At 72.4% G+C, this 13787-nt stretch carries 14 protein-coding genes; 10 read left to right on the top strand and 4 right to left on the bottom strand.

The window, feature by feature from the left end; genetic code table 11:
- Positions 1 to 109 precede the first annotated feature (109 nt).
- Positions 110 to 1015, bottom strand: a complete 906-nt coding sequence (locus tag DEJ30_RS15085; protein WP_258369979.1) for a proline iminopeptidase-family hydrolase — start codon at positions 1013 to 1015, stop codon at positions 110 to 112.
- 86 nt (positions 1016 to 1101) lie between these two features.
- On the opposite strand from DEJ30_RS15085, the gene DEJ30_RS15080 reads away from it, so the two are divergent.
- A complete protein-coding gene (locus DEJ30_RS15080) occupies positions 1102 to 1833 on the top strand; it encodes a FadR/GntR family transcriptional regulator (protein WP_110862513.1) in 732 nt (243 codons plus the stop codon).
- Positions 1834 to 1848: 15 nt separating this feature from the next.
- On the opposite strand, the gene DEJ30_RS15075 is transcribed toward DEJ30_RS15080, so the two are convergent.
- Positions 1849 to 2412, bottom strand: coding sequence for a VOC family protein (locus tag DEJ30_RS15075; RefSeq protein WP_035808811.1), 564 nt, complete (start codon positions 2410 to 2412; stop codon positions 1849 to 1851).
- A 240-nt stretch (positions 2413 to 2652) separates the two neighbouring features.
- On the opposite strand from DEJ30_RS15075, the gene DEJ30_RS15070 reads away from it, so the two are divergent.
- The 6 genes from DEJ30_RS15070 (at position 2653) to DEJ30_RS15045 (ending at position 9899) form a co-directional block, all read left to right on the top strand.
- Positions 2653 to 4218, top strand: a complete 1566-nt coding sequence (locus DEJ30_RS15070) for an NCS1 family nucleobase:cation symporter-1 (RefSeq protein ID WP_110862512.1) — start codon at positions 2653 to 2655, stop codon at positions 4216 to 4218.
- Between the two features lie 160 nt (positions 4219 to 4378).
- Entirely contained in the window at positions 4379 to 5143 is a 765-nt protein-coding gene (locus tag DEJ30_RS15065; RefSeq protein ID WP_110862511.1) for an aspartate/glutamate racemase family protein, read from the top strand.
- Positions 5140 to 6516, top strand: a complete 1377-nt coding sequence (gene allB, locus DEJ30_RS15060) for an allantoinase AllB (protein ID WP_220032966.1) — start codon at positions 5140 to 5142, stop codon at positions 6514 to 6516. Before DEJ30_RS15065 ends, allB begins: the two co-directional genes overlap by 4 nt.
- A gap of 43 nt (positions 6517 to 6559) precedes the next feature.
- Positions 6560 to 7813, top strand: a complete 1254-nt coding sequence (locus DEJ30_RS15055; RefSeq protein WP_110862510.1) for an alanine--glyoxylate aminotransferase family protein — start codon at positions 6560 to 6562, stop codon at positions 7811 to 7813.
- Positions 7810 to 9069 (top strand): allantoate amidohydrolase, encoded by a 1260-nt coding sequence (locus DEJ30_RS15050; RefSeq protein WP_110862509.1) that lies wholly within the window; start codon positions 7810 to 7812, stop codon positions 9067 to 9069. The genes DEJ30_RS15055 and DEJ30_RS15050 overlap by 4 nt, the downstream gene beginning before the upstream one ends.
- Entirely contained in the window at positions 9066 to 9899 is an 834-nt protein-coding gene (locus DEJ30_RS15045) for a MurR/RpiR family transcriptional regulator (RefSeq protein ID WP_110862508.1), read from the top strand. The genes DEJ30_RS15050 and DEJ30_RS15045 overlap by 4 nt, the downstream gene beginning before the upstream one ends.
- On the opposite strand, the gene DEJ30_RS15040 is transcribed toward DEJ30_RS15045, so the two are convergent.
- Both DEJ30_RS15040 and DEJ30_RS15035 read right to left on the bottom strand, forming a co-directional pair.
- Positions 9866 to 10375 (bottom strand): SRPBCC family protein, encoded by a 510-nt coding sequence (locus DEJ30_RS15040; protein ID WP_110862507.1) that lies wholly within the window; start codon positions 10373 to 10375, stop codon positions 9866 to 9868. The genes DEJ30_RS15045 and DEJ30_RS15040 overlap by 34 nt on opposite strands.
- Positions 10372 to 10947, bottom strand: a complete 576-nt coding sequence (locus tag DEJ30_RS15035; RefSeq protein ID WP_110862506.1) for a GNAT family N-acetyltransferase — start codon at positions 10945 to 10947, stop codon at positions 10372 to 10374. The genes DEJ30_RS15040 and DEJ30_RS15035 overlap by 4 nt, the downstream gene beginning before the upstream one ends.
- A gap of 43 nt (positions 10948 to 10990) precedes the next feature.
- On the opposite strand from DEJ30_RS15035, the gene DEJ30_RS15030 reads away from it, so the two are divergent.
- From DEJ30_RS15030 to epsC, 3 genes are all read left to right on the top strand, one after another.
- Entirely contained in the window at positions 10991 to 12028 is a 1038-nt protein-coding gene (locus DEJ30_RS15030; protein WP_110862505.1) for a dipeptidase, read from the top strand.
- Between the two features lie 199 nt (positions 12029 to 12227).
- A complete protein-coding gene (gene cysK, locus DEJ30_RS15025; protein WP_110862504.1) occupies positions 12228 to 13166 on the top strand; it encodes a cysteine synthase A in 939 nt (312 codons plus the stop codon).
- On the top strand, positions 13163 to 13747 hold the full coding sequence (gene epsC / locus DEJ30_RS15020) for a serine O-acetyltransferase EpsC (protein WP_258369978.1): 585 nt from the start codon (positions 13163 to 13165) through the stop codon (positions 13745 to 13747). Before cysK ends, epsC begins: the two co-directional genes overlap by 4 nt.
- Positions 13748 to 13787: the final 40 nt, after the last annotated feature.

Raw genomic sequence — 13787 nt, 5'->3', positions numbered from 1 at the left:
GCCGCCGCGACCTTCCTGGCCGCGCCCGACGACGCCTGACCCGGCCACCACCTTCCCTGGAGGCGCGGGGCGGGCCCGTCCCGCGCCTCCAGGGAAGGTGGTGGCCGGGTCAGGCGTCGTCGTGCGCGGCCAGGAAGGTCGCGACGACCCGGCGGAACTCCGCCGGCTGCTCCAGATGCGAGCAGTGGCTCGCGCCGGGGAAGACGTGCTGCCGGACGTCGGCGATCCGCTCGACGAACGGGGCCCACGTGGAGGGGGTGGCCTCGTCGTGCTCGCCGGCGACGACGAGCGTCGGCACGGCGATGCGGTCGAGCCGGTCGACGATGGTCCAGTCGCGCATCGTGCCGATGACGTGGAACTCGTTCGGGCCGTTCATCGTGTGGTAGACCGTCGGCTCGCGCTCCATCTGCTCCTCGGAGTCGACGAAGTCTTGCGGCATCGGGACCACGCGGCAGACGTGCCGCTCGTAGAAGACCTGCGTCGCCGCCAGGTACTCGGGGTCGTCGACGGTGCCGGCCGTCTCGTGCCGGGTCAGGGCGTCCTGCACGTCGGCGGGCAGCTGCGCGCGGAGCTCGGCGGCGCCGTCGACCCAGAGCTGCATCGACGCGGGGGAGTTGCAGATCGCCAGCGAGCGGAGGCCCGCGGGCTGCCGCACCGCGATCTCGGCACCGAGCATGCCGCCCCACGACTGCCCGAGCACGTGGTGGTCGCCGAGCCCGAGGTGCTCGACCAGGGCGGCGTACTCGTCGACGAACAGCTGCGGCTGCCAGGTGTCGACCGGGGCGTCCGGGCGGTGGCTGCTCCGGCCGCAGCCGAACTGGTCGTGGTGGACGACGGTCCGGCCGGTCTCGTCGGCCAGGGCGGCGAGGTTCCGGAGGTAGTCGTGGGCCATGCCGGGCCCGCCGTGCAGGACGACGAGGGGCAGTGCGCCGGCGACCGGGGTGTCGGGCGTGGTGACCCGGTACCAGGTCTCGCCGTCACGGAACGGCATCGTGGATTCGGTGATGCTGGACATGGGGGTCAGCATGGAGCGGAAAAAGGTCCCACGCAATACCTTTTCTGCTGCCTTAACGTGGTCGTAACACCGCGAAGGGGGTCCGTGTGTCCGATCGTGCGACCGAGACGCGCGTCGACGAGGTCGAGGACCGCCTCGTGACCGCCGTCGCCGTGGGCGAGTACCTGCCCGGCGCGAACCTGCCGCCGGAGCGCGAACTGGCCGGCCTGCTCGGCGTCGCCCGGGTCACCGTGCGGGGTGCGATCGCCCGGCTCGTCGAACGGGGGCTGCTCGAGACCCGTCGGGGCCGGGGCGGTGGCACGTTCGTCCGCACCGAGTGGCCGGACAGCTCCTCGGACGCGGTCGGGCGGGTGCTGCTCGCCCGGTGGGAGGCGATCCAGGACGCCGCCGACGCCATCGCGCTGCTGCACGGGGCGCTCGCGACCGCCGCTGCGGAACGGGTCACCCCGGACGACGCCGCCCTGATCCGTGCACGGCTCGAAGTGTTCCGCGACGCCACCTCGGGTCTCGAGAAGCAGCAGGCCGACGCCGTGCTGCACCGGACGATCATCGACGCCGCGCGGAACGACGCCCTGCGGACGGCGCTCGCCGGGTTGGAGGCGCAGATCTCCATCGCCGCTCCGGCGCACCTGTGGGGCACGGCCGAGGGCATGGCGGAGATGGAGACCCGCGCGCTCCACGAGCACGAGTCGCTGGTGGACGCGGTGTGTTCGGGGCGGGCGCCCGAGGCGGGCGTGATCGCCCGGCAGCACGTCGGGATCGACGTCGAACTGCTCGAACGGGCCGTGCGGCGGACGGGGCAGGTGCCCCGGCACTGAGGGGGCGGTCTGTCGTCAGTGCACGGCGGGTGCCGGCACCGGGTAGACGTCGTCCGGCATCGGCCACGGCGCCCACTTCGGCCGCGGCGCGTACACCAGGTACGGCTGCGGCGTCGGGTAGCTGACGAGCTCGAGCGTCGACCCCCACGGCGTGCGGGTGTACACGAACCGGTTGCCGGCACCCGCCTCGTCACCACGCAGGTCGCGCGGGTCGGAGTTCCGGGTACCGCCGGCCGCCTCGACCCGCGCGAGCGTCTCGTCCAGGTCGTCGGCGTACATCGCCAGGTGCTGCCACCCCAGGTCGGACGGGTGTGCGGCGTTCCGCTGCTCGGGCCCCAGGTACTCGAACAGCTCGAGCCCCGGCCCCTCCGGCAGCGCGAGCATCCGCATGGCCCCCTGCGCCATGGTGCTCGGGATGCCGAGGTAGCCGTGCGCCTCGGAACTGCTGTTCGGCGTCTCGTCACGACGCCGCATGTCGTACAGGACGACGGCGTCGAACGCCGCCTCGAAGAACTGCGTGGCTGCGTCGATGTCCGGCACCGTGACGCCCACGTGGTCGATCCTGATTCCCCTGCTCATGGTCGATTCGTACCACCGGCGGTCACCGCCGCTCGGGTCCGGGCGGGGTCCGTGCGGGGTCCGTGCCCATCGATGCGGCAAGCCGCAGCGCGGGTCTCCTGCCCGGTTCCGGAACGGTCGTTCCAGGACGGGGTGCGGGACACACGACCGTTACACGAGGGAAACGGCGGGAGCGAAGTCGCTCCGTAGCTTCGTGCTCAAGCACGCACCGCCCCGCTTCCCACTCCCTCGGAGGACGCCATGGCTACCGACATCGCGACACCAGTCGCCGCGCCCCACGCCCCCACCACGACCGCCGCTCCCGCCCCAGCGGGTGCCGGTGTCGTCAAGCCCGGGTACGACCCGGCGCTCACGAACGAGGACCTCGCCCCGCTGCGCGAGCAGCGCTGGACGAGCTACAACTTCTTCGCCTTCTGGATGTCCGACGTGCACTCCGTCGGCGGCTACGTCACCGCCGGGTCGCTCTTCGCCCTCGGCATCGCGAGCTGGCAGGTGCTCATCGCCCTGGTGGTCGGCATCCTCATCGTGCAGGTCTTCGCCAACCTGGTCGCCAAGCCGTCGCAGCGCACCGGTGTGCCGTACCCGGTGATCAACCGCGCGGTGTTCGGGGTGCTCGGCGCGAACGTCCCCGCCATCATCCGCGGCCTCATCGCGATGGCCTGGTACGGCGTGCAGACCTTCCTCGCCGCCCAGTCGCTGAACATCATCTTCCTCAAGTTCATCCCGGCGTCGGCGGGGCTGCTCGACCACTCGTTCCTCGGGCTGTCGGCCCTGGGGTGGATCTCCTACGCGATCCTCTGGGTGGCGCAGGGCGCGCTGTTCTGGATGGGCATGGAGGCCATCAAGCGGTTCATCGACTGGGCCGGACCGGCGGTCTACGTGGTGATGATCGCGCTCGCGGTCTACCTGGTCAGCCAGGCGGGCATCGCCAACATCTCGTTCACCCTGTCGGTCGGCGAGCCGCTGTCGTTCGGGGCATCGATCCCGGTGATGCTGTCCGCGGTCGCCCTGGTGGTCAGCTACTTCTCCGGCCCGATGCTGAACTTCGGTGACTTCTCGCGCTACGGTCGGTCGTTCCGGGCGGTCAAACGCGGCAACTTCTGGGGGCTGCCGATCAACTTCCTGTTCTTCTCGGTCCTGACGGTGCTCTGCGCCAGTGCGACGGTGCCGGTGTTCGGCAAGCTCATCACCGACCCGATCGAGACCGTGCAGGCCATCGGCGCCCCGTTCGCGATCCTGCTCGGTGGCCTGACGTTCGTCACCGCGACCGTCGGCATCAACATCGTGGCGAACTTCATCAGCCCCGCGTTCGACTTCTCGAACGTGGCACCCCGGAAGATCTCGTGGCGGGCCGGCGGCATGATCGCCGCGGTCGGTTCGGTGCTCCTCACCCCGTGGAACTGGTACGGCAACGACCAGGCGATCCTGTACACGCTCGGGGTGCTCGGTGCGCTGATCGGTCCACTGTTCGGCATCCTCATCGCGGGCTACTACATCGTCGGCAAGCAGCGCATCGCGGTCGACGACATGTACTCGACGAGCCGCACCGCACGGTACTGGTACCGCGGCGGGTTCAACCCGAACGCCATCTGGACCCTCGTGGTCACCGGTGCGATCTCGGTCGCGAGCGCGGTCCTGCCGCCGGCACTCGGCGTGCTGTCCTGGCTGGCGAGCTACAGCTGGTTCATCGGCTGCGGCCTGGGTCTCGTCGTCTTCTGGGCACTCGAGCGTGCCCGGCCGAGCATGCCCGTGCTCGACGCGGACGACCCCTCGGTCGACGACGGCGCGGCCGTCGGTCGCGCCTGACCAGCGGCGTCGCGGCTCGTCCTCCACAGGGCGGGGCGCGACGCTCGGTCGTCCACAGATCGCAGACCCCGGCCGGGAGGCCCGCCCCGCCCCCGCCACGATGGTCACCACCCAGCGCCACCCGTTCCACCGCTCCACTCGCTCCACCGGAAGGACCCCGATGCGCATCCGCGTCGTCAACCCCAACACCACCGCGTCGATGACGCGGGCGATCGGCGTCGCGGCCGGTGCGGTCGCCGCTCCAGGCACGCTGATCGAGGCGGTCGAGCCCACGATGGGGCCGGCCTCGATCGAGAGCCACTACGAAGAGGCCCTGGCCGTGCCCGGGCTGCTCGAGCAGATCGCCCGCGGCGAGCAGGACGGCGTGGACGCGTTCGTCGTCGCCTGTTTCGGGGACCCGGGGCTCGACGCCGCGCGGGAGCTCGCGACGGTGCCGGTGATCGGGATCGCCGAGGCCGGTTTCCACGCCGCCGCGATGCTCGGCCGTCGGTTCGGGGTCGTCACTACCCTGGCGCGGACGACCGGCCGCGCGCACGAGCTCGCCCAGCGCTACGGCTTCGCCCCGCTCGTCACGGAGATCCGGGCGTGCGAGGTCCCGGTGCTCGAGCTCGACGATCCCGGGTCCGGTGCACGTGCGCTCGTGACCGAGGAGTGCCGAGCGGTGATCGACGGGGGAGCGGACGCCGTCGTGCTCGGCTGCGCGGGCATGGCTGACTTCTGCGCCGAGGTCTCGCTGGCGATCGGGGCACCGGTCGTCGACGGCGTCGCGGCGGCCACGGTCCTGGCGGAGTCGCTCGTCCGGCTCGGGTTGTCCACGGGCAAGCGCGGCGAGTACGCCCTGCCGCCGGTGAAGGCGATGTCGGGGCTGCTGGCGGGCTTCGAACGCCACCCGGCGGCGGTCGCGACGGCCGGGGCGGGCGTGTGACGGGCGTCCCGGCGGGCGACACGGCAGACCTGGTCGTCCGCGCGCAGCGAGCCTGGGTCGACGGCACGTTCCGCCCGGCCGCGGTCGTCGTCCACGGCGGCCGCATCACCGGCGTCCTGCCCGTCGACGTGGTGGTCGACGCCGTGCAGGACCACACCGTGCCGGACGGGCAGGTGCTGCTCCCCGGGCTCGTCGACACGCACGTGCACGTCAACGAGCCCGGACGCACCGAGTGGGAGGGCTTCGCGTCCGCGACTCGGGCCGCTGCGATGGGCGGGGTCACCACGATCGTGGACATGCCGCTCAACTCGATCCCCGCGACGACCACGGTCGAGGCGCTCGCCGTCAAGCGTGCGAGTGCCGAGGGCCGGGTGGCGGTCGACGTCGGGTTCTGGGGTGGCGCGGTCCCCGCGAGTCTCGGGTCGCTCGACGCCCTGCACGACGCCGGCGTCTTCGGGTTCAAGTGCTTCACGGCGCCGAGCGGTGTCGACGAGTTCCCGCACCTCGACCCCGAGCAGCTCCGAGCCGCGATCGCCGAGGTCGCCCGGATCGACGCCCTGCTGATCGTGCACGCCGAAGACCCGGAGCACCTCGTGCCGCACCGGGCGCTCGGTGGCCGGTACGCCGACTTCCTGGCCACCCGGCCCGTCGCCGCCGAACGGTCCGCGATCGCGCAGGTCATCGACGGTGCGCGGGCGACCGGTGCGCGGGTGCACGTGCTGCACCTGTCCGACGCGGGCGCGCTGCCGATGCTCCGTGCCGCGAAGGACGACGGCGTCCGGATCACGGTCGAGACGTGCCCGCACTACCTGTCGTTCGAAGCGGGCACGATCCCGGACGGCGCGACCGCCTACAAGTGCTGCCCACCGATCCGTGACGACGCCAACCGCGACGCGCTGTGGGCGGGCGTGCTCGACGGCACGATCGACCTCGTCGTGTCGGACCACTCGCCCTCCACCGCCGACCTGAAGACCGACGACTGGGGTCTGGCCTGGGGCGGGGTCGCCGGCTTGCAGGTCGGGTTCCGGGCGGTCTGGACCGAGGCCGAGCGTCGCGGGATCCCGCTCGAGGCGCTGCTGCCGCTGTTCACGACCGGTCCGGCCGCCCTGGTCGGGCTGCGCGACCGCGGGGAGATCGCTCCCGGTGCCCTGGCGCACTTCGCCGTGTTCGACCCGTCCACCGAGTCCGTCGTCGACGTCGCCGGGCTCGAGCACCGCAACCGGGTGTCCGCGTTCGACGGGCTGCGCGTGCGCGGCAGCGTCATCGAGACCTGGCTCCGCGGCCGTCGCATCGCCACGGCGGCTGGCGGCGTGGCCGGCGTCGAGGGGCAGCTGGCCGGACGGCCAGTGCTCGCGGCGGAAACACCCCTGTAACGATCGTTCCGGTATCTTCGGATCAGGAACGGAAGGAACCACCATGCTCCCAGTGAACCCACCCGCCCGTCTCCTCATGGGGCCCGGTCCGATCGACGCCGACCCGCGCGTGCTTCGTGCACTGTCGACGCCGCTCGTCGGCCAGTACGACCCGTGGATGACCGCCACGATGAACGAGACGCAGGCGCTCTACCGCCGCGTGTTCGGCACCCGGAACGACGCGACGCTGCTCGTGGACGGCACCTCGCGCGCGGGGATCGAAGCGGTGCTGGTGTCACTGCTCGCCCCGGGCGACCGCGTGCTCGTGCCGGTGTTCGGCCGGTTCGGGCACCTGCTCGCCGAGATCGCCGGCCGCGCCGGTGCCGAGGTCCACACCATCGAGACCGACTGGGGCCAGGTCTTCACGCCGTCCGCGATCGAGTCGGCGGTCGCCCGCGTCCGGCCGAAGGTGCTGGCCGTCGTGCAGGGCGACACCTCGACCACGATGAACCAGCCGCTCGAAGAACTCGGTGCGATCTGCGAGCGGTACGGCGTCCTGCTGTACACCGACGCCACGGCGACGGTCGGCGGCAACCCGCTCGAGGTCGACGCCTGGGGGATCGACGCCGTGAGCGCCGGGCTGCAGAAGTGCCTGGGCGGCCCGTCCGGCAGCGCGCCCGTCACGCTGTCGCCGAAGGCCGTGGCCGTGCTCGACGAGCGGCGGAGCGTCGAGGCCGGCATCCGCGAACCCGGTGACGACGTCGCCGACGAGCCGATCCGCTCGAACTACCTCGACCTCGCGATGATCCTCGACTACTGGGGTCCGCGCCGACTGAACCACCACACCGAGGCCGCGTCGATGCTCTTCGCCGCCCACGAGTGCGCACGCATCCTGCTCGAGGAAGGCCGCGACGCCGTCGTCGCCCGCCACGAGACCGCCGGGCGCGCGATGCTCGCAGGGGTGCAGGCCCTCGGGCTCCCGGTCTTCGGTGACGTCGCCCACAAGATGCACAACGTCGTCGCCGTCGAGATCCCGTCCGACGTCGTCGGCGACCAGGTCCGCGGCGCGATGCTCGACGACCACGGGATCGAGATCGGCACCTCGTTCGGTCCGTTGCACGGGCGGGTCTGGCGCATCGGCACCATGGGCTACAACGCCCGGAAGGACACCGTGGTCACGACCTTGGCCGCCCTCGAGCACACCCTGCGTCGGGCCGGGCACGCGGTCCCGCACGGCGGCGGTGTCGATGCCGCCCTCGACGTCTTCCGCGACGACACCGCAGCGGTCGCTCCCGCCGGAGCCGAGGTGCTCGCGTGAGCGCCGTGCCCGTCCTGAACGCCACCGCCGTGGGCACCGCGGACGCCCAGCTCGTCGCCGGCTGGTGCGACGAGCTCGCCACCCTCAGTGCCGAACCGGGCCGCATCACCCGCGTCTACCTGTCACCCGAGCACGCCCGGGCGAACGCCCTCGTCGCGCGCTGGATGCAGGACGCCGGACTGTCCACCTGGCAGGACGCCGCCGGCAACCTGCGTGGCCGGGTCGCGGGCGCGACGCCCGACGCGCCCGTGCTGCTGCTCGGCTCGCACCTGGACACCGTGGTGGACGCCGGACGGTACGACGGCGTCGTCGGGGTGCTCATGGCGATCCGCACCGCCGCACGGCTCACCGCCGCCGGCCTGCTGCCGGTCGCGCTCGAGGTCATCGCGTTCTCCGATGAAGAGGGCACGCGCTTCGGCAAGGCCCTGCTCGGTTCGTCCGCGGTGGCCGGCGTCTGGGACGACGCCTGGTGGGACCTGGCCGACGGTGACGGTGTCACGCTCCGGCAGGCCTTCACCGACTTCGGCCTCGACCCGGAGCGCGTCGGCGACGCCGCCGTCGACCCGGCCTCGGTGGTCGGCTACCTCGAGGCGCACATCGAGCAGGGTCCGTACCTCGAACAGGCCGGGCAGGCCCTCGGGGTCGTCACGAGCATCGCGAGCGCCCGGCGGTTCTCGGTCGAGGCGGTGGGCGAAGCCCGGCACGCCGGCGGCACCCCCTACGAGCGCCGGCACGACGCCCTGCTCGCCGCCGCCGAGGCCGCGCTCGCGGTGGAACGGATCTGCCGGGCCTCCCACCAGGTCGGCACCGTCGGCACGATGACCGTCGAACCCGGAGCCGTCAACGTCGTCCCCGGGCTCGCCCGGTTCTCCGTCGACCTGCGCGGCGAGTTCGACGACGAGCGCGACGAGGTCTGGGACGAACTCACCAAGGCCTTCACGCTCATCGGTGAACGGCGCGGGGTGAGCGTCACCCCGACCGAGGTGCACCGTGCGCCCGCGGTGTTCTGCTCGCCCCGGCTCATGGACGCCGTCCGCGCCGGGATCGTCTCGACGGGCGAGACAGCACCCATGGAGCTGTTCTCACGGGCCGGCCACGACGCGATGTCGCTCGGGCTCGTGACCGACGTGGCGATGCTGTTCCTCCGCAACCCCGACGGCATCAGCCACCACCCGGACGAGTTCGTGTCGACGCCGGACATCGCCCTCGGACTCGACGCCCTGGCCGTCGCCGTCGACCGGGTGGCCCGCGCATGAGCACCGCCGGCCCCGATGTCCGCGCCCGGATCGACTCCGTGTGGGAGCAGCTCTCACCCGCCGAACGACGGGTCGCCGCCATGGTCCGGCACGATCCGGAACTCCTGCTCATCGGCACCTCCGCCGAACTCGCGGCCGAGTCCGGCACCTCGAAGGCAACGGTCTCGCGACTCGTGCGGTCGCTGGGGTTCCAGGACGCCGCCGAGGTCCGGCAGAACCTGATGTCCGCACGGGGCTCGGGCCTGCCGTGGGTCGCTGAGGACGCTGCCCACGTCGACCAGCGCGCGGTCGAGGCGCGCAACCTCGACGCGGCCTTCGCGTCGCTCGGCCGAGCGGACCGCCCGCGGCTCGCCCGTCGGATCGTCCGCGCCCGCCGCGTGCTCGTCCTCGGTGAACGCGGCGCGTACCCGATCGCGCTGCAACTGCGGTCCCAGCTGGCGCAGGTGCGGTCCGACGTCCGGGTCGGTCCGTCACCCGGGCAGCGGCTCGGGGAAGAGGTCGCCGATCTCGACCGGCACGACCTCGTGGTCCTGGTGACCGTGCGTCGGCACACCGCCGGGGTCGAGCGGATCGTCCGGCACTGCGTCGACTCCGGGGCGGACGTCATCGTCCTCGGCGACCCGACGGCCGCGGTCATCGCCGCCCCCGCGACCACCGCGATCCTCTGCCCGGTCGACTCGCCGTCGGCGTTCGACTCGATGGCCGCGCTGTTCGCCGTCGTCGCCGCGATCACGAACGACGTCTACGACGCCTCGGGTCCCGGTGGCCGGGTGCGGGTCGACGCCGTCGCCGCCGCCTACGACGCGCTGGGGGAGCTCGCCGCGCCCTGATCGCCGTCCGACCCGGCGCGCAGCTCGGCACGCAGTTCGGCGACGAGCGAGGCGTTGCGGTCGGCGATGAGCCGCGGCATGTACCGAGCCAGCGCGACCACCTCGGCCAGGCGGCCCAGCGGGCCGAGCGGAGCGCGGAACGTGATGGTGTCGACCATGCGCGTGCCGCCGGCCGACGGCTCGAACCGGTGCTCGTGGTGGAACCGGGCGAACGGCCCACGCACCTGTTCGTCGACGAACCGGTGGGGTGCCTCCAGGTCGGTGATCCCGCTCGTCATCCGCCAGACGATCCCGAAGTGCCGCGCACGCCAGGTGACGGTCTCGCCCAGGCCGATCGTGCCGGCCGTCGTGCCGGCGACGGCGCGTTCATCGGTCGCGGCCATCGATCGCTCGTGCGCGCCGATGTCGAGCGACAGCGCGAAGGCGCGCTCCGGTGGAACAGGCAGGTCCGTCACGACCCGGAACGAGACGGTCACGACGCCGGCCAGCCCGTCGGGGTCGACCGGTCGTCGTCGTGCAACGCGGCGGCGAGCAACTGGTCGTGCCGGCTGCCGCGGTGCAGCACGCTCGACCGCGTACGTCCTTCGAATCGCAGACCGAGTCGTTGGGCGACCGCGGCCGACGCGGTGTTCGTGGCGATCGCGCGCCACTGCACCCGGATGAGACCGAGTCCCTCGGGCGGACCGGCGAAGGCCCACTGCAGCACGCGCTCGGCGGCCTCGGTCATGATGCCGGAGCCACGACCGTCCGGGTGCATGGCGTACCCGATCTCGGCGGCCCCGTCGGCGAAGGCGAACAAACCGACCGTGCCGAGCAGCCGGAGGTCGTCCGCGCGTCGGATCCCGAACTCGTACCGGCTGTCCGCCGCCCAGCCGGCCACGACGACGTCCGTGATCCAGTACCGTGCCTCGGCGTGCCCGTACGGTACCGGCACCGGGGTGTACGCGATGACGTCCGGGTCGTTGGCGTAGGCCATCACGTCCTCGGCGTCGCCGAGCTCGGGGACCGAGAGCACCAGTCGTTCGGTGCGGAGGGTGACGGGCTGCACGGGTCGAGCCTAGCCACGACGGCGCGGGCGGTAGCGTCGGGGGATGACGTTCGACGCGCTCCCGTTCCCGGTCATCGACGGCCACAACGACCTGCCCTGGGAACGCCGTGACAGCCACGACTCCGGTGTCGAGGGCATCGACACCGAGACCGACTCGCTGCACACCGACATCCCGAAGCTCCGTGCCGGCGGCGTCGTCGGGCAGTTCTGGTCGGTGTTCGTGCCCGCGGACGACCCGGACCCCGTGACGACGACGCTGCAGCAGGTCGACCTCGCGCACCGCATCATCGAGCGCTACCCCGACGACCTCGCGCTCGCCCGCACCGCCGCCGAGGTCCGTGCCGCCGTTGACTCCGGCCGGATCGCGTCGCTGCTCGGCGCCGAGGGCGGGCACTCGATCGGCGACGACCTCGCGGTCCTCAGGACCCTCGCCCGGCTCGGCGTCCGCTACATGACGCTCACCCACAACGACGACACCCCCTGGGCCGACTCCGCGACCGGGGAGCGGGCACACGGCGGCCTGACCGACCGCGGGCGGCAGGTCGTCGCCGAGATGGAGCGGATCGGCATGCTCGTCGACCTGTCCCACACCGCCCCGGCCACCATGCGGGACACCCTCGACGTGGCGACCCGGCCCGTCGTGTTCAGCCACTCGTCGACCGTCGCGATCGACGACCACCCGCGGAACGTGCCCGACGACGTGCTCGCCCGGCTGGCCGACAACGGCGGCGTGGTGATGATCACCTTCGTGCCGAAGTTCGTGTCGCGGGCGTGGGCGGACTGGGAGGAGTCGGGCATGTCCGGTGAACCGCCCCTGGTCACGGTGTCGGACGTCGCCGACCACGTCGAGCACGCGCGCGACGTCGCCGGTGTGGCGCACCTGGGCCTCGGCGGTGACTACGACGGCACCCCGGTGCTGCCGCCGGACCTGCGGGACGTGTCGCGGTACCCGGTGCTCGCGGCGGAGCTCGTCCGGCGCGGCTGGGGCGAGTCGGACCTGCACGCGCTGGCCGGCGGCAACGTACTGCGGGTTCTGGAAGCGACCGACGAGCGGTTCGCCCGGACGGCGTTCGTGCGCTGACGCGGTGGGGCGAACGCCTCGCATCCGCCGTGCACACCGAGTGATGGACAGGGCCGCCGACGGCGTGGAGGCGCGACTCGCGTCCCGCGCGCAGGCGCCGTCACGGACAGGACCGCCTGGGGTCCGGTCGCTAGGATCGGGCGCACACCGCGCCTCCAGGAAGAGCGATGCGCGACCTGAGCTGCGAAGGACGGACCGGATGAGCGGCACCATCTACGAGAACATCTCCCAGGCGTTCGGCAACACCCCCCTCGTCAAGCTGAACCGGCTGCCGAAGGCGGGCGGGGCCGAGGTGCTCGCGAAGCTCGAGTTCTACAACCCGGGCGCCAGCGTCAAGGACCGCCTGGGCGTCGCGATCATCGACGCCGCCGAGGCCTCCGGCGCGCTGCAGGCCGGCGGCACCATCGTCGAGGGGTCGTCCGGCAACACCGGCATCGCCCTCGCCCTGGTCGGCGCCGCACGTGGCTACCGGGTCGTCATCACGATGCCCGAGACGATGAGTGTCGAGCGCCGCGCGGTGATCCGTGCGTACGGTGCCGAGATCGTCCTGACCCCCGGGCCCGAGGGCATGAAGGGTGCGGTCGCCAAAGCCGAGTCGATCGTCGCGGAGACCCCGGGCGCGATCCTCGCCCACCAGTTCGAGACGGCTGCGAACGCTGAGATCCACCGGAAGACCACGGCGGAGGAGATCCTGCGCGACACCGAGGAACACGTCGACGTGTTCGTCGCGGGTGTCGGCACCGGCGGCACGATCACCGGTGTCGGGCAGGTGCTGAAGGAGCGAGTGCCCGGCGTGCAGATCGTCGCCGTCGAGCCGAAGGACTCGCCCCTGCTCTCCGAGGGCAAGGCGGGTCCGCACAAGATCCAGGGCATCGGCGCGAACTTCGTCCCCGAGGTCCTCGACCAGAGCGTCATCGACGAGGTGTTCGACGTCGAGCTCGACGACGCGCTCCGGGTCGCCCGCGCCCTGGCGACGCAGGAGGGCATCCTGTCCGGCATCTCGTCCGGCGCGATCATCCACGCTGCCCTCGAGATCGCGGCACGCCCCGAGAACGCCGGCAAGCGGGTCGTCGCCATCGTGTGCGACACCGGAGAGCGCTACCTGTCGACGGTGCTCTTCGAGGGGCTCACTGCGTGAGTCGTCCCCTCCGACGAGGCGTGCTGCGGACCATCCGTGAGGACTTGTCCGCAGCACGCCGAGGTGACCCCGCTGCCCGGGGCGACCTGGAGAACGCGATCGTCTACTCCGGGTTGCACGCCATCTGGACGTACCGGGTGACCCACCGCCTCTGGCACGCGCAGGGGCTGACCGGGTCCCGGTTCGCGGCCCGCCTGCTCGGGCAGGTCGCGAGGTCGGTCACCGGCATCGAGATCCACCCGGGGGCGCGCATCGGCCGTCGGTTCTTCATCGACCACGGCATGGGCGTCGTCATCGGGGAGACCGCGGTGATCGGAGACGACGTGCTCGTGTTCCACGGAGTGACCCTCGGCGGGCGCGGGGGCGACCACGGGCCGGGGGCTCGACGGCACCCGGTGGTGGGGGACCGCGTGGTGCTCGGCGCCGGGTCGTCGCTGATCGGGGCGATCACGATCGGTCCGGACTCCGTCGTCGGTGCCAACACCGTGGTGACGAAGGACGTACCGGCGGGGTCGGTCGTCACCGGCGTCGCCGGGACTCCGCGTCCCCGGTCCGGGCACGAGGGCGTCCCGACGCTCTGAGCGCGTCGCCCAGCGCCGCGCCGGGCGCACACCGGGCGTG

It is taken from the genome of Curtobacterium sp. MCPF17_003 (assembly GCF_003224385.1).
GTDB lineage: Bacteria > Actinomycetota > Actinomycetes > Actinomycetales > Microbacteriaceae > Curtobacterium > Curtobacterium flaccumfaciens.
The sequence above is the reverse complement of the archived record's forward strand: the minus strand, read 5'-3'. Positions and strand labels throughout refer to the sequence as shown.